The following is a 20,218-nucleotide window of genomic DNA, read 5'->3' as shown; positions in this document are numbered from 1 at the left end:
TACTGAATGGAAGAAAGCGATATGACCTTACCGCCTCTGGTCGAGCCCGCAGCCGAGCTCAGCCGCGAAGAAGTGAACCGCTACAGCCGCCACCTGTTGATTCCCGACATCGGCGTACTCGGCCAGCGCCGCCTGAAGAACGCCAGGGTGCTGGTGATCGGCGCCGGCGGGCTGGGTTCGCCGACCCTGCTGTACCTCGCCGCAGCCGGCATCGGCACCCTGGGCGTGATCGACTTCGACCGGGTCGACGAGTCCAACCTGCAACGCCAGGTGATTCACAGCGTCGACACCCTCGGCGAACTCAAGGCCGAAAGCGCTCGCCAGGCCATCGCCCGCCTCAACCCCCTGGTCAAGGTGCACACCCATACCGAACGCCTGGAAGCGGACATGGCCGTGGAGCTGTTCAGCGGCTACGACCTGATCCTCGACGGCACCGACAACTTCGCCACCCGCTACCTGGTCAACGACGCCTGCATCCTGGCCGACAAGCCCTACGTATGGGGCTCGATCTTCCGCTTCGAAGGCCAGGCGTCGGTGTTCTGGGAGAATGCCCCGGGCAGTCGCGGCCTGAACTACCGCGACCTCTACCCGGAGCCACCGCCCCCGGAGCTGGCGCCTTCCTGCGCCGAAGGTGGCGTGCTGGGCGTACTGTGCGCGGCCATCGCCTCGATCATGGCGACCGAGGCGATCAAGCTGCTGACCGGCATCGGCGAACCACTGCTGGGCCGCCTGATGGTCTACGACGCGTTGCAGATGAGCTACCGCGAGCTGCCCTTGCGCCGTTTGCCGCAGCGCCAGCCGGTCACCGCCCTGGGCGACTACCAGGCGTTGTGCGGGCTGGACCGACCCGCTGCCAGTGATGTTGCGCCCGTGCCGCAGATCAGCGCGGTGCAGCTCAAGTCGCTGCAGGATGCCGGACGCGCGCCGGTGATCATCGACGTGCGCGAGCCGACCGAATGGGACATCGTGCACATCGACGGCGCGGTGCTCATGCCCAAGTCTGCGCAGGTGGCGACGCAAATCGTCGAGCGCTACGGCCACGACACCGATCTGGTGATCACCTGCAAGTCGGGCATGCGCTCCAAAGCCGTGGCCGGCGACCTGCAACGGCTCGGCCACGGCAGGGTGCGTGACCTGCAAGGCGGCGTGCTGGCGTGGGTGCGCGAAGTGGAACCGGCCCTGCCGAGCTATTGAGGGCGCCCGCATGGTTCTGCGCATCACCGCTCAGGCCCTGGAACAGGTAAGGCACCTGGCCCAGGCCGCGCATCCCATCGAGGCCTGTGGGCTGATTGCCGCCGCCAGCGGCGAGCCGCTTGCACACAGGGTGGTACCGATGCGCAACCAGGCCGCCAGCCCCACCTGGTTCAGCTTCGATCCGCGCGAGCAGTTGCAGGTCTGGCGTGAGCTGGATCAGCGCGAGGAAGACTGCCGGGTGATCTACCACTCGCACACCGCCAGCGAAGCCTGGCCAAGCCGCGAGGATATCGCCCTGGCCAGCGACCCCCAGGTGCATTACCTGATCGTCTCGACCTGGGGCGAGGTGCGGCACGCCGCGCGCAGTTTTCGCATCATCGACGGACGGGTGTTCGAAGAGCCCCTGTGCGTCCAGCCCTGACCCTCGCCGGCACCCCCGGCACAACATGTACCACAAGGAGAAAAGCATGTCGGTTTCCGTGATCGTCCCCACCCTGCTGCGCCCACTCACCGACGGCCAGAAGCAGGTCCAGGCCCAGGGCGGTACCGTGCGCCACATCATCGAGCACCTGGACAGCCGCTACCCCGGCATCAAGGCCCGCTTGGTGAAAGACGACCAGGTGCACCGTTTCGTCAACATCTACGTCAACGACGACGACATCCGCTTCGCCGACGGCCTGGCCACGCCTATCCGCCCCGGTGACCAGCTGACCGTACTGCCCGCCGTGGCCGGCGGCTGACCCACCGTTCACCGCTTCGCGGGCCCGCCCGCGAAGCCTGCTCGCCCGTAACCTGTCCGCGAGATCCGCCATGTCCCGTATGCTAGATGACGCCAGCCTCGGCTGGCGCAGCGGCCCCTCCCTGCCCGGCTGGCAGGGCCTGAGCCGCGCCCTGCAACACCACGGCCAGTGCCTTGGCCTGCGTGCCCTCGACGGCCTGGCCGAAGGGGCCGCGCTGCAGTTGGCCCACCCTGATCTGCACCCCGTTCACATGCGGTTCGTTGCACCGCCAGGTTTGCCCCTGGAGAGCACCAGCGAGTTCATACAGCAAGCGGCCTGCGGCCTGATGTCGGTGCACGGCCGTGCCAGCGGGCGCCCGCAAGCACTGGGCGTGGATTACCTGGCCGCCCTCAACGCCGCCCTCGCCTGGCAGGCCAGCCTGGCTGCTGCCGTCGGCCAGCTGCGCGGCGGGCAGTTCACCCAGGTAAGCCTGGACCCGCTGCGCGGCGGCCTGTTGAGTATCGGCCAGTACCTGGCGGGCGCAACCGCACCGGAAGACGCCGAACGGCTGCTGCCGGGGCAGGACGACGCCCTTGCCCGCCCGCCGTTCGTTTCCCTGGAAGGCACGGCCTTCGAACTGGAAACCCTCGACAGCCAGCCCTGGCGCCACTTCTGGCACGCCCTCGGCTTGCCCGACAGCCTGGCCGGCAAAGCCTGGCAGCACTTTCTGCTGCGCTATGCCAAGGCCGTGGCGCCGATGCCGGCCGAATGCCTGGACGCACTGGCGCGCCTGCCGCTGGCGCAGATCCGGCAGCAGGCGCGGGCCAGCGGGGTAGCGCTGGTGGTACTGCGCAGCCCGGCGCAGCGCCAGGCCGATGCCGACTACCCGGCCAGCCTGCACACCCCCTGGCGGCTGACACCCGGCCCGCAGGCACCGCTGCGGCCAGCCCCGCGCCCAGCCGCGCTACCGCTGCAAGGCCTGCGCGTGCTGGAGTCATGCCGCCGTATCCAGGGGCCGCTGGCCGGGCACCTGCTGGCCCTGCTAGGTGCCGAGGTGATCCGCCTGGAGCCGCCAGGCGGCGACCCCCTGCGGCACATGCCGCCCTGCGCCGATGGCTGCTCGGTGCGCTTCGACGCGCTCAATCACCTGAAGACGGTACGCGAAGTGGATATCAAGTCCGCTGCAGGTCGCGCCGAGATCCACGCCCTGTGCGCCGACGCCGACGTGTTCCTGCACAACTGGGCGCCTGGCAAGGCCGCCGAGCTGGGTCTGGATGCCGCCGACCTGCAGCTTGCCCGGCCGGGCCTGGTGCATGCCTACGCCGGTGGCTGGGGCGATGCCCCGGTATCGGCGCCCGGCACCGACTTCACCGTGCAGGCGTGGTCCGGCGTCGCCGAGCGCATCGCCCGCGCCAGTGGCACACGTGGCGGCACGCTGTTCACCGCGCTCGATGTCCTGGGTGGTGTGATCAGCGCGCAAGGCATCTGCGCCGCGCTGCTCGACCGCAGCCTGCACGGGCGCGGCAACCAGGTACACAGCTCGCTGCTGGGCGCCGCCGACCTGCTGCTGGCCACCCCCTGCAACAGCACCCCGCCCAGCCTGCTGCAAGGGGTTTTCGAGACCGGCGACGGCCTGCTCGCGCTGGACTGCCAGACACGCCAGCAGTGGCAAGCGCTGGGGCAACTGCTGGGCGGCACCTGCACCCCCGCAGAGCTGCCCCGGCGCCTGGCCAGCGCCGACGCCCGGCACTGGCAGACGCGCTGCCAGCAGGCTGGCATTGCCGCCAGCCAGGTGCATCAGGACCTGGCGTGCCTGGCCAACGACCCGCGCCTGGCCGACTGCTTCGGTCAGCGCGCCTACCGATCCGTTCAATCACCCTGGAGTTTCACATGAACACTGCCGGCATCATCGACCTGGTACCCCAGGCTGCCCGTCGCCGCTGGCGCGAAGACGGCAGCTACCCTAATCGCGACGTGTTCGACCTGTTCCGCGAACGCGCCCGGGAAACGCCGGCCAAGCCGGCGGTGCTGTCCCCCGAGGGCGACGTGAGCTATGCCGAACTGCTTGGCGCAGCCCTGCGCCTGGCCGGCAGCCTGCGCCAGTCGGGCATCGTTGCCGGCGACGTGGTGGCCTACCAACTGAGCAACAGCTGGCGCTGCTGCGCCATCGACCTGGCCGTGGCGGCCCTAGGCGCCATTGTCGCACCTTTCCCGCCGGGGCGCGGCAAGCTCGACATCCAGGCGCTGGTGTGCCGCTGCGATGCCCGGGCGGTCATCGTACCGGCCACGTATGCCGACATCGACCTGTGCGAGGTCATCGAATCGCTACGCCCCACCCTGCTCTCGTTGCGCGTGCTGATCGTCGACGGCGCACCGCGTGCAGGCTGGTCGACCCTCGACGCCCTGTTCGAGCATGCGCCGATCGACAGCACCAGCCTGCCGCGCGTGTGCCCGGACTCGCCAGTACGCCTGCTGGTGTCTTCCGGTACCGAGTCCGAGCCCAAGCTGGTGGCGTATTCGCACAACGCACTGATCGGTGGCCGGGGGCGCTTCCTGCAGCGCATCAGCGATGACGGCGCCGAATTCCGCGGCCTGTACCTGGTCCCGCTGGGGTCCTCGTTCGGCTCTACCGCCACCTTCGGCGTGCTCAGTTGGCTGGGCGGCTCGCTGGTGGTACTGCCGCGCTTCGAGGTGGGCGAGGCGATCAAGGCCATCGCGCGCCTGCGCCCGACCTTCATCCTTGGCGTGCCGACCATGCTGCAACGCATCGCCGCCGACCCGGCCCTGGCGCAGATCGACACCTCCAGCCTGCGCGGGCTGATCTGCGGCGGTTCGGTGATCGACCAGGCCACCGTGCTGCGCTGCAGCGAAGCGTTCGGCTGTGGTTTCATCAGCCTGTATGGCTCGGCCGACGGGGTGAACTGCCACACCACCCTGGACGACCCGCTGGAAGCGGTGCTGGGCAGCGTGGGCAAGCCCAACCCGGCGGTCTGCGAGATACGTATCGTCGACGACCTGGGCCGCGAAGTGCCCCAGGGCAGCGTGGGTGAAATCACGGCACGCGGGCCGCTGAGCCCGATGCAGTACGTCAATGCGCCTGAGCTGGACGAGCGCTATCGCGACGCCGAGGGTTGGGTGCGCACCGGCGATCTGGGGTTCATCGACGCGGCCGGCTACCTCAAGCTCGCCGGGCGCAAGAAGGACATCATCATCCGCGGCGGCGCCAACATCAGCCCGGTGCAGATCGAAGGCCTGGCCATGGCCCACCCGGACGTGGTGAGCGTGGCCTGCGTGCCGGTGCCCGACCCGGACCTGGGGCAGCGCGTATGCCTGTGCGTGACCCTGCGCGACGGCGCCCCGCGCTTCGCCCTGCAGGACATAACCGGGTTCCTGCGCGAACAGGGGCTGGAAGTGAACAAGCTGCCGGAATACCTGCGCTTTTATCGCCACCTGCCACTGACACCGGCCGGCAAGGTCGACAAGCGTGCCTTGGCCGCCGACGCAGCCGGGCTGGGCGAGCCCGTGCGGCAGGTGGGCTGAGCCATGGCCAACGAGCACGTCACTGAACTGGCGCAACGGGTACGCCACTTCGTCGAGCGGCAGATTTTGCCCCGTGAGGCCGAGCTGGGCCGCTGCGACGCGGCGGCGGCGCGGCTAAGCGCCGAACTGCAGGCGCAGGCCAAGGCCGCCGGGGTATTCGGCAATTTCTACCCCGTGGCCGACGGCGGTCGCCTCGCGCGCCTGATCGACTACCTGGAGGTGGCCGCCGAAGAAGGCCGCAGCGAGTTCGCGCCGGCAATTCTCGGCTGCGACGCCACGCTGGACTGCCACATGCTGGCACGCCACGCCAACCCAAGCCTGCGCGAGCGCGTGTACCTGCCGCTGGTGCGCGGCGAGCAAGTGCCCTGCTATGCCATGTCCGAGCCCGACAGCTGTTCCGGCATCGGCGCCGCCCTCCGACACATGCCGCGCCCGGTACAGGCTGCGGCATAGCCCGGCGCCCAGGCACAAGGCGATCATCAGCAGTGTCCAGCCCGCGGTGAAGCCGCCGGGCTGGCGCAGCAGCACGGCGAACAGCGGTGGGCCCAGTGCGATACCGCCAAAGAACCCCAGCGACAGCAGCCCGGCGCTACTGGCAACTCCGCCGAAGCGCGGTTCGCGCAGCAGCATGCTCATGGCTACCGCGTTGCTGGCGACTAGGCTCAGGCCCATTCCGACCACCGCCGCCCACAGGGGCCAGTGGCGCGCGGGCGTGGCCAGTTGCATCAACACGATCGTCGCCAGGGCGATCAGGAACAGGCCGCCCAGCAACACGGTTTCATCCCTGAAAGCCGCGCCCAACGGCGTGAGCAGCAGCCGTGAAAGCACACCGGTGACGCCGAACGCACTGATCATCAGGCCGATGCTCGCGGGCGTCACACCGAGGCTGCTGGCATGCACGCCAAAAAAGGTGATGAAGGCCGACAGGCACAGCCCGGCGCAGCCCTGGATGGCCATCAGCCGCAGCAGCCAGCCGTTGGGCCGCTGTACGCGTACGGGCGGTCGATGCGCCTGGGGCGCCGGGGCGATCTGCCGAGCGACCAGCAGCGCCAGCAGCAGCGCCAATGGCGCTAAACGCGGGGCGATCATCGAAGCCCTGCTGGCGCCCCTGCCGCGCATCTCGCAGCAGTGCGATGGCCATTTCCCGTTGTACCGCGTAGATCGGGACTCGCCCTGGAAACTGTCGCGCCGCGGCTCCTGGCTGGGCGGCTTCTGGGCCGCGCTTTGGTGGCGGCGCGCCCAGGCCAGTGGCGACGCGGTGGATCTGGCCGAAGCACGGACATGGAGCGCCCGGCTGGCCGCACAGCTTGGCGAACCGAGTGTCAACCGCAGCTTCGTGTTCTGGTACGGCGCCGGCCTTGCTGCCCGCCAGTCGTGCGACGAGCAGGCCCGTGGCCTGGCCACCCAGGCGGCCGCGGCACTGGCCGCGGACTACGATCCGCAGTTGGGCGGTTGGTGGTTGGGCACAGGGCTTGGGGCTGGCGAGCCTGGCGCCAGGACCTTGGACATCGACGCACTGGCCCCGACCCTCGCCCTGCTGCATGCCAGCCCGGACGCCGGCCATTGGGCCCTGGCACGCCAACACCTGCGCCTTTGCCTGAACAGCTTGTCCGAGCCCTCGGGCGCCTGGGCCAATCAGGCCCTGTTGCTGCCAGGCGGTAACTGGCAGCGTACCGCGCCAGGCCAATGGGCACGGGGGCAGGCCTGGGCGATGCTGGGGCTGGCCGAGGCCGTAGGTCGCTATGGTGGTGAATACGCCGAGGCCGCAGGCCGGGCCTGCGAGTACTGGACCCAGCGCTGGGGCGCTGCCGCCGCCAGCGGCCGCCCAGGCGCCGACGAGGCCGACCCCTGCGCCATCGCCATCGCCTCGGTGGCCTTGCTGCGCCTATGGCAATGCCTGCCGGGGCGTAATGCCTGGTGCGAGCTGGCCTGCCGGCAGATAGCCGGGCTGCTGACAACGTCGGTGCGGCACGGCTGCTTCATCGGCCACCGCTATCGCCTTGATGCGCAGCGTACCAGCCTGGTGGAAACGCCCTGCGCGACCTTTTTCCTGGTCGAGGCGCTGCGCGCCCAGGGTCAGGTACTGGCTGGCGACGGCGGCGTGGCGGAGTGGTGAGCGGCGGGCGGATTTCAGGCTCAAGCGGACTTATGGTGGGAGGTTAACCGCGCTGTGAAAGCGGATCTGCGGTTGCTCGGGGATGTCGACCAGCGTGCTGGAGTCATCGCAGATTCATGGTGTGCCTGCGGCGGTGTGCTCGAAGTAGTAGAACGGGACTGTAATACGCGCCGGTTCTGCAGCGACAGCAGCGCGGAGGCCAGGTCCATGATTATCGGGGGATGCATTCGCCCGTCTCGCTTCTTGGCGCCCCCGCCTCACTCGCCGAAAAATGCTTCATAGCGTGGATTGGTTCAAATTTTCCGCCACTTGCAACTCTGGCAGATGGCCACTGCCAGTGCGGCCGTACCGGCACTTGCGGCATGCGGCAAGGCTCGAAGCAGGCCATGATGCTCAATTGCCATTATTGCCGCGCACGCCTGTCATGAGAACAATGAACGCCTGTCAGACCTTTGTACTCATCTTGGTGTCTGAAACGAAATGCTGCGCTCGCCGCCGAAGCGTCGCCTATTTCCATGGACAGTGAAGCGAAAATGGATCTTTTAGCCAACATCCCCAGCTGGGGAGACATCGAACGCAACCTCGAACAGTAATTCAGCGAGCTCAACCAGAGCGTCGATAGCGGCCTGAACAGCGCCCAGGAGGCGTGGGACGGTTTCAGTCGACGGGTCAATAATGGCGCCAACCAGGCTTATGGCTACCTGGGTGGGCAGCGCATCGACAACGTGCGCCAGGCCATGGCCCTGTCCTACCCGATCATCCAGGACAACCTGAAGCGCAAGTGGTCCTCGATCGGTATCGAGCAGATCCTGCCGGTGCTGCTGCAACTGGTCAAAGAAGTGTCGATGATCCTCGGTGGCAGCGTGGCGGTTGGCTCGCTCGCGGGTGGCGTGGCCGGGGCGTTCGCCTTTGGCGTCGGCGCGGCACCAGGCGCGGTGGCCGGCGCCGGTATTGGCCTGCAGGTCGGCAACCTGATCCTCATGGGTCTGGGGCTGTCGGCCATCGCCGAGTATTTTTACCAGGGCCTGCCGGCCTGCCTGTCGACCCTTCAGCAAGGTATGGCCACGGCCTGGTTTGCCGAGGATGGCCTCAAGCCCGCCGGGCTGGACCCAAGCGGTGGCTCGTCGGCGCAGGCTCAGGAGCGCGTCGAGCGCGCGGCACGTCAGCTTGCTCGCGGGCAGGAGCAGTTGGTACTGCTTCTACTGACAGCCATCGTCACCTACCTTACTCGGGGGCAAATGAAGGCCGGCGTCATGAGCAGCATGGAAAGCATTGCCGCCCGGAGCGCTCGGCTGCAGGCTCAGATCTCCAACAAGCAGCTGGCGGCCTGGTTGGCGAAGAATGAGCAGAAGCTGTTGGCGCAGCCGGAGTTGCAAGTTAAAGAATCATCTCCCATCAGCCAGGGCGAGCCAAGGAACTTGCGAGAATTTTATGCGAAGCAGGACCCTGACTTCGTAGCGCACGATCAACAACTAAAAGTAGCGCGGGCCGCCTTCGGACAACTCGATTTCGATGCTGACGTGCTGGCCCAGCATCGACTTCAGCGGCACGCCGGAGTCTTCGCAGAAGCGCCGCCTTCCTCCATGGACGGTGAAGCGGAATGGATCTTTTGACCAACATTCGCAGCTGGGGAGATATCGAACGCAATCTCGAACAAAAATTCAACGAGCTCAACCAGAGCGTCGATAGCGGCTTGAACAGCGCCCATGAGGCCAGGGACGGTTTCAGTCGGCGGGTGAACAATGGCACCACCGCTACCTCGGTGGGTACTCGGTCATCTGGCTCAGGGCCTCGACTTCCGCGAGCAGCCGAGCGAATTCGTCGTACTTGAAGGGGAGGCGATTGCCGTCCGGCAGGACCAGGCTGACCATGTTGCCATCTTCGTCGATGGCGTAGTGTTCGCCACTTGGGAATTACACGATGCGTCGGCGTTGTTCGCCATACGTTAGATATCAGTCGGGCGGCCCAACGACGTGGCACAGGTGCAGTCGGATGCCGCTGAGGAACCTCGTATATCTACTAGTAGACTAACTATTGAGCTGTCGCTCCACCTCATAATCGGCCGCACTCAATATACCCTCTACGAGATTTGAATCAATTTTCCATAGAGATAGCTGTGAGTTTCCTGCATATTGCTGACCATAGGGTATTTCGTAGTAAGACGCATCTACTTTTTCCGTATTCAGCACAGCACACACTGACCGAATCAGTCTTGCACGCTCTTGGTAGTCCCCGTCAAAAATCTCCAATTCTAAAATAGGTTCGTGCGCCAGAACCGCTGATTTCAACTGCAGCAATGGGATACCAAGTACACGATGGAGTTTCATAAGGGCTGAAGCTGAAACCCCAGTTCCCTCAATGACAATTGCAATTACAGACATCAGAATTCCTCAGGATAATTTAGATTGACCGGTTTCCCAAAGTCTTCACATAACCGAACTGACGCTCGATCGCCCGAAACGGATGCTCGACCTTCGCACGTACCTGGGCTTTGGCCTTCTCGATCTTGCGCCTGGCCTTGTACAGCGCACTGCGTTTGCTCAAATGCTTGTAGGTGCTGCGTCGCGCAGCGATCTGCCAGATCACTTATGCCGAAGAAATACTGGTTTCCTTTCTTCGTCTGGTGCATTTCCGGATCGCGTTTGCCTTCCTTGTTCTTGGTCGAACTGGGTGCGTGGATGATTGTGCCCTGGCGCAGCGACAAGCCTTTGTCTCGCAGGTACGCGTTGATGGTTTCCAGAATACCTGCCGCCAACTGGTGCTTCTCCAGCAGGTGCCGGAAGTTCATGATCGTCGTGTCTTCGGGGATCGGGGCGCTGAGCGTCAGTCGAGCGAACCGGCGCATCGAGGTGATCTCGTACAACGCTTCTTCCATGGCCGGGTCACTCAGTGAAAACCAGTTGTGCAGCAGATGAATGCGCAGAATGGTTTCCAATGGATAGGGTTTGCTACCGCCACCTGCCTTTGGGTAATGCGGCTCGATCAACGCGATCAGTCCGCTCCACGGTACGACCTGTTCCATCTCGGCCAGGAAACGCTCACGACGGGTTTGCTTGCGCTTACCGGCATATTCGAAATCGGAGAAGCTCATCTGACTCATGGGCAAGACTTGTTGGCGTGGATGAACGGAGCGCTATTTCAGCACAGGTCAGGCTGCCTATGCTGACTTGATCGGAGAATCCCTAGAGTCATTACCCTAAGAAATATTACTCACTCCGCATGAACAAAGCCATTCAAAGCCTCAACCAGTTGAGGACGAGTCAGGACCTTTTCATCTTTCCGATTGCGAATCAGCGTAAACATTTCAACTTGTGGGGAGAGGATTTCAATCACACCTCCTTTGTAATTTGTAATCTCAATAAACCCATTAACCACACCACTGAGATTGTCTATCTCTGTTAACAGAGTAGGGTATTTCATCAGAACACCAGCCTCATCGGTACCGGCTTCAGTACTAGGATTATCAAAGTACACTCGAATTTTTGGGCACCCCCCCTATCCCAGCGAAACACAGGAATCAAACGCTGAATCATTTCTTTGAATTCACGCTCAGATTCGGTTCCTGAAAACTCACATCGGTGTATCGGAATGCAAAGGTATAAATTTTCTCGCTTACTTTCGAGTCGCCCCTTCAAGCTGCCATGGTACGTGTTAGGTACCACCAAAGCGTGCGTAAAACCATACTTATTTGGAAAAAGCCCGAACAAACATGGTTCATCCTGAGTTAAGGAGTCTGGGGCCTGCCCGGCAACCTTTACAGCGAAATCCCTATCACTCACGCCCTCAGAAATAACTAACAAGTCTTTTTTTTGCGTACTGTGCAGGCAGTATTCATACGTCACTTTTGGAAGTGTGTGCTGAAAAAAATAACAACCCAAGTATTCATCTACACTAGCAAAGGATTGCAGCAGGTCATCTTTAGAAAACATACAAACCTCATCATTTATAATCGGGATCAACGTCCTGCCTGTACCTCACGCCCTCAGCCGCCATTTTCGCGCCATCAGAACTATTGGCAGAGCGCAACCGAATACTCGTGTTATCTGTTTCATTGTAAAAATCATTTCGTGCTGCACGAGTGGAATTGTACCCCTGTTCGTTCTAGTGTTCAACGACAGGCTTGTTGTGCTCGATTGTAATTCGAGGATCATTCCTATGGACAACATCCATATCAGCTGTAAGAACTTCCCCCGCATCTGGACCGTCTTGAATAGTATTAGCATCTAGAACCTTGTGAGATTTTCGGTTGTATTGAACAGGAGCTTCGCTGCTCTTAACAAATCTACCATTTGCACCGCGCAGCGGCGGCCTAGCTTCTGGAGCGTCTATCTTCTTAGGGACTATTTTGACATTTCCAAGATTAGAACCAAAACCTTGGACTTTGATATCATAGCGCGCATCGAAAGCTTTCCCGCCTTTGGCACCAATTCCCCCTCCAAGCAGGGCACCACCAAACGCTGTTAGCTTCTGGCCGTCGGAACCCTCACCGAAGAGCTCTCCTCCAGCCCAGTGCCCGGCCATACCACCCGCAATACCACCAACCAACCCTGCCATGACCAAAACTGGACTTGCCAATACAAAAGCACTGGCCAGCCCCAGCGCCATTATCGCACGCTCAAGCCAAACAGGGACTTCTGGGTCAATTGCATCAGTTGTCGCTGTGCCCCCACCTATACAGACATTGGGAGCACCAGCACTTATTTTTGCATCACAAACTGTTCGGTCTCCTACCCGAGCAGCAGGCTGACCGTTGATATAAACCGTATCACTACCCTGCGCTAATATCTTCACACTCCCTGGATGATCCGAGCACTCGACATTATCCAGATGAGCCCTCGCAGCTGGCTTCCCATTTATATGTACGTTGCTTGAGCCTGATCGTATCTGCCCTGTTTCACTACAAGCGAAAGATAAGCTACCAATCAGTTGACCAATTCCAGCGCCTGTAGCTGCTCCCGCCCCCACCATCGCGGCTAGGGCAACAGCCCCGAGCCCGCCTGTTGCGACAACGGCAATCCCTATGAGTACCGCCCCTGCGCCTATCGCTAAACCAGCAAGCAGCCCACCTAAAGCGCTAGAGTGCTCGATTGGATCGTCTACTCTCGCGGCCGCCGCAGTCATGCTGACTTGACCTGTTCCGCATCCCCCTCGTTCTCAGGCTGATACCGCAGTTGAAGGCTTTCAACCAAAGTATCGAAAGCATTACGCTCATCCGCAGTCATACCTTTGGGATTGTTGCTCGTACCTGTAATTTGCATTAGTAATGGCCGCTTGTATTCATCCTGATACAGAAAAATCAGCTGTACCTGATGAATCGGTTGGCCTTGTTGCCGCCAACGGAACTCTAGGCGTCGGGCCTCCAAGCCAGCCGCCTCCACCGGGGAAACAGGCTCAATCCACTGAACATGGGACAACGTCTTTTTCAACTCACCAAGTAGTTGTTGCGCAAGCGTCTCTAAATTCGCGTCCGGCTCCGCTGACGAACGTCCCACGACAAGCGAAAACGGGCTGGGCCCAAGGTCCGTAAGAGTAAATACGTGAAATGTCTTATCTATTAAATTTTTTGGGCGAATAAAACTTAACTCATTTGTAAGAAAACGTTGCGGCGGCGGAGGCTCTGCATTGCGAGCTGCCTCTTCTAGACGCTCACGCTCAAGGCGTTCTTCGCGCGCACGGCGCTCAGCGACCACTACCCGATCGACCGCCCATTGCCCAGGCACCAGATAAGCCAGGCTTAACGGAAGTTTCCCGTAGGGAGTACCTGAACAAGAAGTTCGCTTGAACGGGTAACTTGGCACAGGACATCAACATACGAGGCAACCAGGAAACTGCTGTCAACTTCTTCAAGTTACAGGGCTATAAGCCTGCCGACTACGAAGGCTACATGAACGGCTTGGACTTCACTCAACCGGTCTTCACGGAAACAATCAACCGGGGCAAGACACTTTGGCAATTCCAGGTGCCCGGCGGCCGGCAAGGCATGTGGTACTCTCCTACCCCAGACGTGGTGCCAGGGCAACTGGGGATCAACCCGCTTGGCCAAATCTACAAAACCGAAACCATCGTGCCCAAGATCGTGAACGTCTACCAGAGCACTGAGAAGGTCACGCTGCTGAGGAGCACCTCGGCACCGGTACTGGATACCTGGTCCGTCCCCTCCCAACCCTATGACGCCATTGGCGGTGCTCGGCAAATGACCTCTTGCCAACGCGAGCTCTTCAAACTGTTAACACCAGGTGCATTATGAAACCCACAACCCCCCTCGGCTATGTACAGAAGGCTATCGATATCACCGCGCAGCGGAACAAGGCCTGTCCCGCTTACCCCATTTATGGGATGCTACTTAATCAACTCGACTATGTGAAAGCCGTGTTCGAAGGGCGCGAGCAAGATAAATCGAAACTCCACCAACTCAGTATCGGTGCCATTGCCTCGAAAGAATTCGAAGAAAATGACCCCGAGTTGGCCAGAGCACTGAAAGACGCCTATTACGTAGCCATCCAGTCGGCTCGTGGCCTCAAAATTCAACTGCCCGATTGATTGCCGACGATCGATCAGGCCAGCCACTGAACATCGAGCGCAGTCACTGACGAAAGCTATAGACCCTACACTCAGCAGGCTGAGCCACGATGGACATTTACGCACTCCGGCAAAAATCGAAAGCGCTGCGTGTCATCATTGACCGGCTGAAGTCACACGACCCGGCCGCCATGAAGTTGAGTGTAGAGCTGAAGCTCTTGTTGAACGCGGCAAAGCAGCAGCGGATCCGCACCCCGATGGAATGGCGCGACATCCCCGGAAGCTATCTGTTCACCGAAGAAGGGCTGCAGCAGTATGCCGATCTCGAGCACGCCTTCGCCGAGTTTCGCATCGAGCTGTCCGGGGGCGAGTCCCCTACCCTGCGCAAGCTCAAGGCGCGCATGGGGGAGAAGCCCTCCCAGGGATGATCGACGGGCAGCCTTGCCATCTTTTCATGAGTTCAATCCATTTGATCAATCAGACGCAGAGCGCCAATCGTGCCTAATCTGAGCGTCTTGACCAGAAAGCACATAATCAACATGCAGAAACTTTCACTGCCGATCATAAGTAAGCGCATCTAAGGATGCTCCGATCAACTTGCCGTGCGGGGCGGTAAGTTGATATTTCCCCATCCCACAGGTTCGACAGGGCGAACAGTGTGGTCAACTGAGCCTTGTTTTTCATCGTATGAGATCCACAAACACCACATACCCTGATATGGCGCTCAAGATAGACACGGAGCATCTATTTGTGGGGGCGAATACCCACGACCTTCCCCGACACTACGTTTTTGATCAGAGCCAATAAATGTGGCGAGACATTCCAGCGGCGCCCTGCATCGGTTACCACCGTCACGGTCTTGCGGTTGAGCTTCATAACCGTTCCCACAATCCGTTCACCGGCAGGGGACTCGGAGCTGACCCGTGCTCCTGAATGGAGTTGCATCATTGATTTATGTGTTTCCAACGTCTCCAGCATCTTCAGACGCTCGATAATTTGATGGTTCAGTTCGACCAACTCATCAGCCGTCAGATGGGTGATATCAACACTCATGATGCTCTCCAATTCCACGGTAATAGTGCTTCATAGTCGGCAACCGACCGCGCATGCGGCAACCGCTCCAGTATGTGGCGCAGCCACATATAGGGCTCCTGGCCGTTGGCCTTCGCGGTCTCGACCAGGCTGTAGATCTGCGCACTGGCAGTCGCACCCTTGGGCGTTTCACTGAACAGCCACGCCTTGCGCCCGATCACAAACGGCTTTATCGCACGTTCTGCCAGGTTATTGTCGATCGGCAAATGGCCTGCCTCGACGTAGCGCTCCAGCCGGCTCCAGGTGTTCGCCAAATAGTGCACCGCCTTACCCAGCACGCTTTGCGGTGTGACTTGGGGCTGCGTCTTGTCCAGCCAGCTTTTCAACTGCCCGAGGATCGGCAGGCTTCTTTCCTGGCGACCGATGAACCGCTGCCCATCGCTGACATCCTTCAATTCACGCTCGATGCCATACAGCTTGTTGATCATCGCTAGCGCCACATCGGCACGACCGCTCTTGCCTTTGGGCTGCACTTTCTGCGCTTCGACGAACTGGCGCCGGGCATGCGCCATGCACGCCAATCGCTCGACACCGGGCTGTATGTCAGGGCGTTGTAACCGCCGTAATCATCAGCCCTCCAGCAGGCGCAATGGCACTTCCTGCGCACGGCTGGTGGTGTAGTCGAACAACACGACTTTTCGATCAGGTGGCCCACTGGCCTGCACCCACATCCAGGACTGGCTGGTCGGGTCACGATCCGGTTCCTTGAGCACCTGCACCCGCGTTTCATCGCAGTGAATCACGGGGCTTTCCAACAACCGCTAACGCATCAGGTTCAATAATGGCTGGAAGTGCTCGCTGCACTGGATCACCCAATGCGCCAGAGTTTGCCGTGGAACCTGGATGCCGTGGCGGGACAGCACACTTTCAAACCTGCGTAGTGGCAAGCCATCGACGTACTTAGTAGTCAGCAGCATGGCCAGCACGCTGGGGCTGGCCATGCTTTTTCGATCAACTGGGTGGGCTTGTCAGCAGTGACTGGAGCGGTCTCGCAACCACGACATCCGTAGACCTTGCGCACATGTTTGAGCACACGGATCTGCATCGGCACGATATCAAGCTGCTCGCTGGTTTCCTCGCCAATCACATGCTTGCGGCAAACCGCATTCGCAGGTTTGCTCGTGCTCGGGCAAGTCGTGGATGATTTCGACACGTGGCAGGTCAGCCGCCAACGGTTTGCGTTTGCCGCGCCGATTGGTCGGCGCAACGACTTCTTCGTCGGCCTCATCAGCGGCAGGCATCCACTGACTTTCGGGCTCGTTGAACAACGCCAGTTGCGGCGTGTTGGGCTTGACCGTCTGCTCGGATTTGCGGTTGAACAGCCGATCACGCAGCAGCTTGATCCGTTCTTTCAGATCGACGATGTGGCCCTTGTCGACCGTGCGCTCAGCCAGCAACTGCGCAAGCAGTTGCCTGAGCACGGCAGGGTCATCAGGAAGGTCATCGGGCGCTGGAATCATGGCCTGGATTATACCGGGTCAGGCGACGAAGCGGGGCGTCAGAACCTGATGCGGGCGATTGCGCCAGAGGTCGAAGCCGTCGATTAACCAGTTAAGTTCCTGGACGGTCAGGACGATGGCTTCGTCGGTGGCGTCGGGGGAAGTTTTGAAACGCTCAGCTTCGAGGCGCTTGAGCCAAAGGCAGAAGCCGTTGCGCTCCCAATACATGACCTTGATGCGGTTACGGGCTTTATTGAGAAAGACGAAAAGCACGGGGTCGAACACGGCGACTTTGATGTCCAGCTCGACCAGGGCGGTGAGGCCGTCGATGGATTTTCGAAAATCCACAGGCTTGGGGTAGAGGTGGACTTTTTCGACTTTGCCGTCGGGGCGCATCATGGTGGGCTGGCTCCAGAAAGAAATCGGAGCGCAGCATCGGGCATCAGGTGGACGCTTGGAATGTGGGGATGATGGATCCCTTACAAAAAACAGCACAGCAAGGTGGATTAAAAACCGCCAATACTGTGGCACTTTATAAATATTGCGAGCCAATAAACCGAGCTTGCCTTAATCCATCCCAAACTAAAAATCAAGCCTACAAATCTTTAAAAATGACTACTGAGACCAGTCAATTTTCAATTGACCTGAGCTCATACTCTTCAGAAAATCAACTTGACTCTCAAACTCAGCCTCAACTAGATCCTCATTTGTTTCGCATTCATTAAAACTCATTAGATAATCCAATCTATTTATGACGTTCTCAGAGCAAGCATAGATATCTTCTTCTCTGCCCGTTAGCACTCCCTTGACGGCAAAAGCTGCCGCCGCAAGATAGTCCGTCAGCCCTTGAGACACATCAATATCTGACTCAGAAACAGCATCAACATCCCAATCCAATACCTCTAAAAAACTAAGATCACTCTGCGATATATCGGCACTACCATCATATGACCATAACCTCCTAGCCAGACTGGCCACCCGATTTTTTGCCTGACCGCCTAATACTTTTTCAAAGAAAGTAATTATGCCGGGGTCGGTCTCAAAATAGTACAGACACCAAGCACTAAATTTTGCACGCTCAGTTGGTGTTAAAACCCTCAGTGCGCCTAGCAAGATTTGCTTTCTCTCCGACGGAAATGTCATTTCTATCTCCTTATTAATCAAAAATTCCGCCAGCGATGTCTACATGAGGCTGACAGCTTGGGCATGAAGCGTTTCTTTGCAGTCCTCCCCATGACACTCCCCATCGCAACACCCCAGCGTCTTCTGGCAGATTTCTTAAAATTATACGCTCAGCATGATTTTCCAATTTTTCGAAATCTTTCACAAAGGCTCTGCCGTTGAAAATATTTTCTTTAGGCACTCCAAGCTCTTGAAGCAACTCGCGCTGCGCGGGTGATAGACGGCCCCCGCTACCAGCCGCAAACAATTGTGGTTTCCCGTTCACGTTTGCCTCCACGATTGAAACGGTGGAATTCCGTATAGCTCTCGCATCCCCCCACCAGCTAAGTCGTGAACTTGCCTAGCCTTCCCACTTAATTCACCACACCACCCCCAAGGATCCATCCAGATGAAAGGATTTGGTGCATATTGATATAAATTGAATCCACCCAAAACACCAATAGGATCTTGACTGTTAAATCTCCCCGGCTCGGGGTCGTAAAAGCGAAATGTGTTGTAGTGAAGGCCTGTTTCGCCATCAAAATACTGCCCGGGGAACCGCAGGTGCTGCTCGACATCATTAATCGCAAGCCTTTCCACCGCCCCCCAGGAGCGATAAATAGCCTGCCAAACGACCTTGCCGTCGCTATTCGTCAGCTCCAGCGGCGTACCAATCTGGTCTGTATGGAAATAGTAGAGCTTCTGCCCTTCCCCTTCCGCCTGGTCAACTCGCGCCAATGGCGCATAGCTACCCGGCTCATACACGTAAAGAGTGCTGTTCCCGGGGGTCTCCTCTCGCAGCATCCGCAGCCCTTGCCAGAGGAAGCGCTTCTGCTCGATTTCACCGTTGATCTCAGCCTGCTTGGCCACTCGCCGCCCCAGGCTGTCATAGCGATACTCGCCTTTACTTTCGAGCTTTCCATTGACCAGTGTCTCAGCACGTACCAGGCGATTTTCGCAGTCGTAACTGAAGCTCTGCAGCTTGCTGTGCCCCGAGCGCTTCTCGATCAGGTTGCCCCATGGGTCGTAGCGGTACTCCTGATCCCGCCCACTGTTTGATCCGGTTGTCCTTGACCTTGTCGAACTGCCGCGCATTGAAGTCCAGGCGGTTGGCTGCCGTTCCGTAGCGGAATTCCTCGCTGCCGATCAAGGAGCCAGTATCACGACTGCGCAACTGGCCGTTGGCTTCGTATTCGTACTTGATCTCACCGCGTAGCTTGTCCAGCGTACGTACCAGTTCACCGGCCGGGTCGTACTGGTAGCGGCGGTGGATCGGGTTGTAGCCGTGCTCGACCAGCAACGACGTGTTGATGCCGGCGTTGTGCACCTGCGAGAGCTTGTCTGCCGGCAAGGTCGAGGCAAACTGCCAGGCTTTGCGCCCCACGGCGTCATAACCGAAGCAACTGGTGAGCTTGCCCTGGGTGCGGTACACCTCGCGGTGCAGGTCATCGCGTTCCATGTCGCTGATCACCTGGCCGTCCAGGTTCAACTGGTGCAAATGACCGCTGCCGTAGTACAGGTGGTTGACCTTGCGGCCATCCGGCAGGGTCAGCGTGGTTAGGTTGCTGAGTGGGTCGTACTCGTAGGCTAGCGTCCCATCGGGGGTGATTTCTTTCGATAGCCGGCCGAGCAGATCGTAGGCGTACTCAAGCTTTTCTTGCGTTATCCCAAGCTGCTTGCCGATCCCGGTTGTAGGTGGCGTTGTTTTCGTTGAACAGCGCGGTCAGGTACTGCGCTTTGTCATGCTAGCAGCGAATCCACTGGCTCTCGGCGTGCTGGCGGCTGTTCACGCGAACTACACTGAACCGTGAGGCTTGAACCTTGCATTTACGTCAAGGAAATCGCTGCTCTTCATAACCATTAGGGAAGACATTTTTTATACTCACCAACTCGCCGGAATCATATTCAAAGCTCACTTCAAAGTCACTAAATGCAGATTCAGTATGCTCTTTTTGCCGAACATGTATTTTTTCTAGGCGTTTATCAGCGTAGACATAATTTGACTCACTGCATCCGTACTGCCCCCAGTTTATATCTTTCACCACCGCTCCCTCTTCAAGCAATGAAATCGAAATATTTCTAAGCTTTCCAGCACTGGTAAAATGGACCCGCTCAATACATCCGCCGCTATAGGAGTAGAATTCCTTATTGATGATGCTTTCAGACTGTCCATAAATCTCCAAAAAGATTACTTTATCATGCTCATCCAAATGATACACATGAGTATTTTTTGTATGAGATGGAATTTTTCTCAAAGCTTTCCCTTTTTTAAATCCGGCGCGCTCGATTTCATATGGACTGACGTTATATAGCGGCCCCTTGCTTATCACTATTCGTCTCGACCTGCATAAAGCCTCAGACAAGAAAGAAGACAGGACCTCCTCAGTTCGCGGTTCAATTTCTAGATATTTTCGTTCAAGATATTTTAAATCATGCAT

At 59.5% G+C, this 20,218-nt stretch carries 23 protein-coding genes and 5 pseudogenes; 12 read left to right on the top strand and 16 right to left on the bottom strand.

Features of this window, described 5'->3' with window-relative positions; genetic code table 11:
• The first annotated feature begins 21 nt into the window (after positions 1 to 21).
• From moeB to GEV39_RS11300, 6 genes are all read left to right on the top strand, one after another.
• Complete coding sequence (moeB, locus tag GEV39_RS11325; protein ID WP_173889002.1) at positions 22 to 1,194, top strand: molybdopterin-synthase adenylyltransferase MoeB; 1,173 nt, start codon at positions 22 to 24, stop codon at positions 1,192 to 1,194.
• Positions 1,195 to 1,204: 10 nt separating this feature from the next.
• On the top strand, positions 1,205 to 1,615 hold the full coding sequence (locus GEV39_RS11320; RefSeq protein ID WP_173889000.1) for a M67 family metallopeptidase: 411 nt from the start codon (positions 1,205 to 1,207) through the stop codon (positions 1,613 to 1,615).
• A gap of 46 nt (positions 1,616 to 1,661) precedes the next feature.
• Positions 1,662 to 1,934: a MoaD/ThiS family protein gene (locus GEV39_RS11315; RefSeq protein WP_173888998.1), complete on the top strand. Its 273-nt coding sequence runs from the start codon at positions 1,662 to 1,664 to the stop codon at positions 1,932 to 1,934.
• A 70-nt stretch (positions 1,935 to 2,004) separates the two neighbouring features.
• The gene (locus GEV39_RS11310) at positions 2,005 to 3,807 is read left to right on the top strand and encodes a CoA transferase (RefSeq protein ID WP_173888997.1); all 1,803 of its coding nucleotides are present in this window, start codon (positions 2,005 to 2,007) and stop codon (positions 3,805 to 3,807) included.
• Positions 3,804 to 5,453 carry a class I adenylate-forming enzyme family protein gene (locus tag GEV39_RS11305; protein ID WP_173888995.1) on the top strand — a complete coding sequence of 550 codons (1,650 nt, stop codon included), beginning with the start codon at positions 3,804 to 3,806 and terminating at the stop codon, positions 5,451 to 5,453. The genes GEV39_RS11310 and GEV39_RS11305 overlap by 4 nt, the downstream gene beginning before the upstream one ends.
• Positions 5,454 to 5,456: 3 nt before the next feature.
• Positions 5,457 to 5,906 (top strand): acyl-CoA dehydrogenase family protein, encoded by a 450-nt coding sequence (locus GEV39_RS11300; RefSeq protein ID WP_249414348.1) that lies wholly within the window; start codon positions 5,457 to 5,459, stop codon positions 5,904 to 5,906.
• An 18-nt stretch (positions 5,907 to 5,924) separates the two neighbouring features.
• Here the strand turns inward: GEV39_RS11300 and GEV39_RS11295 are convergent.
• Positions 5,925 to 6,410 (bottom strand): annotated as a pseudogene (locus GEV39_RS11295) (MFS transporter); the annotation flags it as partial.
• A gap of 190 nt (positions 6,411 to 6,600) precedes the next feature.
• Between GEV39_RS11295 and GEV39_RS11290 the strand changes: the two are divergent.
• The 3 genes and pseudogenes from GEV39_RS11290 (at position 6,601) to GEV39_RS26515 (ending at position 9,518) form a co-directional block, all read left to right on the top strand.
• Positions 6,601 to 7,569 carry a glucuronyl hydrolase gene (locus tag GEV39_RS11290; protein ID WP_249414347.1) on the top strand — a complete coding sequence of 323 codons (969 nt, stop codon included), beginning with the start codon at positions 6,601 to 6,603 and terminating at the stop codon, positions 7,567 to 7,569.
• 533 nt (positions 7,570 to 8,102) lie between these two features.
• Positions 8,103 to 8,978, top strand: a pseudogene (locus GEV39_RS11285) (DUF6861 domain-containing protein); the annotation flags it as partial.
• A 333-nt stretch (positions 8,979 to 9,311) separates the two neighbouring features.
• Positions 9,312 to 9,518 (top strand): hypothetical protein, encoded by a 207-nt coding sequence (locus GEV39_RS26515; protein ID WP_457254873.1) that lies wholly within the window; start codon positions 9,312 to 9,314, stop codon positions 9,516 to 9,518.
• 78 nt (positions 9,519 to 9,596) lie between these two features.
• On the opposite strand, the gene GEV39_RS11275 is transcribed toward GEV39_RS26515, so the two are convergent.
• From GEV39_RS11275 to GEV39_RS11250, 6 genes and pseudogenes are all read right to left on the bottom strand, one after another.
• On the bottom strand, positions 9,597 to 9,950 hold the full coding sequence (locus GEV39_RS11275; protein ID WP_173888991.1) for a hypothetical protein: 354 nt from the start codon (positions 9,948 to 9,950) through the stop codon (positions 9,597 to 9,599).
• A 43-nt stretch (positions 9,951 to 9,993) separates the two neighbouring features.
• Positions 9,994 to 10,669 (bottom strand): annotated as a pseudogene (locus GEV39_RS11270) (IS5 family transposase); the annotation flags it as partial.
• 110 nt (positions 10,670 to 10,779) lie between these two features.
• Entirely contained in the window at positions 10,780 to 10,989 is a 210-nt protein-coding gene (locus GEV39_RS11265) for a hypothetical protein (RefSeq protein WP_173888989.1), read from the bottom strand.
• Positions 10,989 to 11,498, bottom strand: coding sequence for a hypothetical protein (locus GEV39_RS11260; RefSeq protein WP_173888987.1), 510 nt, complete (start codon positions 11,496 to 11,498; stop codon positions 10,989 to 10,991). The genes GEV39_RS11265 and GEV39_RS11260 overlap by 1 nt, the downstream gene beginning before the upstream one ends.
• 172 nt (positions 11,499 to 11,670) lie before the next feature.
• Positions 11,671 to 12,690 carry a PAAR domain-containing protein gene (locus tag GEV39_RS11255; RefSeq protein WP_173888985.1) on the bottom strand — a complete coding sequence of 340 codons (1,020 nt, stop codon included), beginning with the start codon at positions 12,688 to 12,690 and terminating at the stop codon, positions 11,671 to 11,673.
• The gene (locus GEV39_RS11250) at positions 12,687 to 13,289 is read right to left on the bottom strand and encodes a DcrB-related protein (RefSeq protein ID WP_249414346.1); all 603 of its coding nucleotides are present in this window, start codon (positions 13,287 to 13,289) and stop codon (positions 12,687 to 12,689) included. The genes GEV39_RS11255 and GEV39_RS11250 overlap by 4 nt, the downstream gene beginning before the upstream one ends.
• A 71-nt stretch (positions 13,290 to 13,360) precedes the next feature.
• Between GEV39_RS11250 and GEV39_RS11245 the strand changes: the two genes are divergently transcribed.
• From GEV39_RS11245 to GEV39_RS11235, 3 genes are all read left to right on the top strand, one after another.
• Positions 13,361 to 13,816 carry a polymorphic toxin type 46 domain-containing protein gene (locus tag GEV39_RS11245; RefSeq protein WP_249414345.1) on the top strand — a complete coding sequence of 152 codons (456 nt, stop codon included), beginning with the start codon at positions 13,361 to 13,363 and terminating at the stop codon, positions 13,814 to 13,816.
• Positions 13,813 to 14,109, top strand: a complete 297-nt coding sequence (locus GEV39_RS11240) for an immunity protein Tsi6 family protein (RefSeq protein WP_003248391.1) — start codon at positions 13,813 to 13,815, stop codon at positions 14,107 to 14,109. The genes GEV39_RS11245 and GEV39_RS11240 overlap by 4 nt, the downstream gene beginning before the upstream one ends.
• Positions 14,110 to 14,198: 89 nt before the next feature.
• The gene (locus GEV39_RS11235; protein ID WP_173888983.1) at positions 14,199 to 14,516 is read left to right on the top strand and encodes a hypothetical protein; all 318 of its coding nucleotides are present in this window, start codon (positions 14,199 to 14,201) and stop codon (positions 14,514 to 14,516) included.
• Positions 14,517 to 14,832: 316 nt separating this feature from the next.
• Here the strand turns inward: GEV39_RS11235 and GEV39_RS11230 are convergent, their stop codons facing one another.
• From GEV39_RS11230 to GEV39_RS11195, 9 genes and pseudogenes are all read right to left on the bottom strand, one after another.
• On the bottom strand, positions 14,833 to 15,141 hold the full coding sequence (locus tag GEV39_RS11230) for a hypothetical protein (protein ID WP_173888981.1): 309 nt from the start codon (positions 15,139 to 15,141) through the stop codon (positions 14,833 to 14,835).
• Positions 15,138 to 16,121, bottom strand: a pseudogene (gene tnpC, locus GEV39_RS26070) (IS66 family transposase). Before tnpC ends, GEV39_RS11230 begins: the two are co-directional and overlap by 4 nt.
• Positions 16,088 to 16,225, bottom strand: a complete 138-nt coding sequence (locus GEV39_RS26065) for a hypothetical protein (protein ID WP_249414360.1) — start codon at positions 16,223 to 16,225, stop codon at positions 16,088 to 16,090. Before GEV39_RS26065 ends, tnpC begins: the two are co-directional and overlap by 34 nt.
• Positions 16,226 to 16,235: 10 nt before the next feature.
• Positions 16,236 to 16,640, bottom strand: a complete 405-nt coding sequence (locus tag GEV39_RS26060) for an IS66 family transposase (protein WP_249414344.1) — start codon at positions 16,638 to 16,640, stop codon at positions 16,236 to 16,238.
• Positions 16,641 to 16,658: 18 nt separating this feature from the next.
• Positions 16,659 to 17,018: an IS66 family insertion sequence element accessory protein TnpB gene (gene tnpB / locus GEV39_RS11220; protein WP_249414343.1), complete on the bottom strand. Its 360-nt coding sequence runs from the start codon at positions 17,016 to 17,018 to the stop codon at positions 16,659 to 16,661.
• Positions 17,019 to 17,234: 216 nt separating this feature from the next.
• Positions 17,235 to 17,762, bottom strand: a complete 528-nt coding sequence (locus GEV39_RS11215) for a hypothetical protein (RefSeq protein ID WP_173888979.1) — start codon at positions 17,760 to 17,762, stop codon at positions 17,235 to 17,237.
• 13 nt (positions 17,763 to 17,775) lie between these two features.
• Positions 17,776 to 18,066 (bottom strand): hypothetical protein, encoded by a 291-nt coding sequence (locus GEV39_RS11210; protein WP_173888977.1) that lies wholly within the window; start codon positions 18,064 to 18,066, stop codon positions 17,776 to 17,778.
• A 104-nt stretch (positions 18,067 to 18,170) separates the two neighbouring features.
• A pseudogene (locus tag GEV39_RS11205) lies at positions 18,171 to 19,470 on the bottom strand (RHS repeat-associated core domain-containing protein); the annotation flags it as partial.
• Between the two features lie 142 nt (positions 19,471 to 19,612).
• Positions 19,613 to 20,218, bottom strand: a complete 606-nt coding sequence (locus GEV39_RS11195) for a hypothetical protein (RefSeq protein WP_173888975.1) — start codon at positions 20,216 to 20,218, stop codon at positions 19,613 to 19,615.

The sequence above is a fragment of the Pseudomonas sp. NY5710 genome, from assembly GCF_013305665.1.
GTDB classification, from domain to species: Bacteria; Pseudomonadota; Gammaproteobacteria; order Pseudomonadales; family Pseudomonadaceae; genus Aquipseudomonas; species Aquipseudomonas juntendi.
This window is presented reverse-complemented; position numbering and strand designations above follow the sequence as displayed.

Coding starts and splice junctions, on each gene's coding strand:
- moeB (WP_173889002.1), top strand. CDS start 22: ATGACCTTACCGCCTCTGGTCGAGCCCGCAGCCGAGCTCAGCCGCGAA.
- GEV39_RS11320 (WP_173889000.1), top strand. CDS start 1,205: ATGGTTCTGCGCATCACCGCTCAGGCCCTGGAACAGGTAAGGCACCTG.
- GEV39_RS11315 (WP_173888998.1), top strand. CDS start 1,662: ATGTCGGTTTCCGTGATCGTCCCCACCCTGCTGCGCCCACTCACCGAC.
- GEV39_RS11310 (WP_173888997.1), top strand. CDS start 2,005: ATGTCCCGTATGCTAGATGACGCCAGCCTCGGCTGGCGCAGCGGCCCC.
- GEV39_RS11305 (WP_173888995.1), top strand. CDS start 3,804: ATGAACACTGCCGGCATCATCGACCTGGTACCCCAGGCTGCCCGTCGC.
- GEV39_RS11300 (WP_249414348.1), top strand. CDS start 5,457: ATGGCCAACGAGCACGTCACTGAACTGGCGCAACGGGTACGCCACTTC.
- GEV39_RS26515 (WP_457254873.1), top strand. CDS start 9,312: ATGGCACCACCGCTACCTCGGTGGGTACTCGGTCATCTGGCTCAGGGC.
- GEV39_RS11275 (WP_173888991.1), bottom strand. CDS start 9,950: ATGTCTGTAATTGCAATTGTCATTGAGGGAACTGGGGTTTCAGCTTCA.
- GEV39_RS11265 (WP_173888989.1), bottom strand. CDS start 10,989: ATGAAATACCCTACTCTGTTAACAGAGATAGACAATCTCAGTGGTGTG.
- GEV39_RS11260 (WP_173888987.1), bottom strand. CDS start 11,498: ATGTTTTCTAAAGATGACCTGCTGCAATCCTTTGCTAGTGTAGATGAA.
- GEV39_RS11255 (WP_173888985.1), bottom strand. CDS start 12,690: ATGACTGCGGCGGCCGCGAGAGTAGACGATCCAATCGAGCACTCTAGC.
- GEV39_RS11240 (WP_003248391.1), top strand. CDS start 13,813: ATGAAACCCACAACCCCCCTCGGCTATGTACAGAAGGCTATCGATATC.
- GEV39_RS11235 (WP_173888983.1), top strand. CDS start 14,199: ATGGACATTTACGCACTCCGGCAAAAATCGAAAGCGCTGCGTGTCATC.
- GEV39_RS11230 (WP_173888981.1), bottom strand. CDS start 15,141: ATGAGTGTTGATATCACCCATCTGACGGCTGATGAGTTGGTCGAACTG.
- GEV39_RS26065 (WP_249414360.1), bottom strand. CDS start 16,225: ATGCAGATCCGTGTGCTCAAACATGTGCGCAAGGTCTACGGATGTCGT.
- GEV39_RS26060 (WP_249414344.1), bottom strand. CDS start 16,640: ATGATTCCAGCGCCCGATGACCTTCCTGATGACCCTGCCGTGCTCAGG.
- tnpB (WP_249414343.1), bottom strand. CDS start 17,018: ATGATGCGCCCCGACGGCAAAGTCGAAAAAGTCCACCTCTACCCCAAG.
- GEV39_RS11215 (WP_173888979.1), bottom strand. CDS start 17,762: ATGACATTTCCGTCGGAGAGAAAGCAAATCTTGCTAGGCGCACTGAGG.
- GEV39_RS11195 (WP_173888975.1), bottom strand. CDS start 20,218: ATGCATGATTTAAAATATCTTGAACGAAAATATCTAGAAATTGAACCG.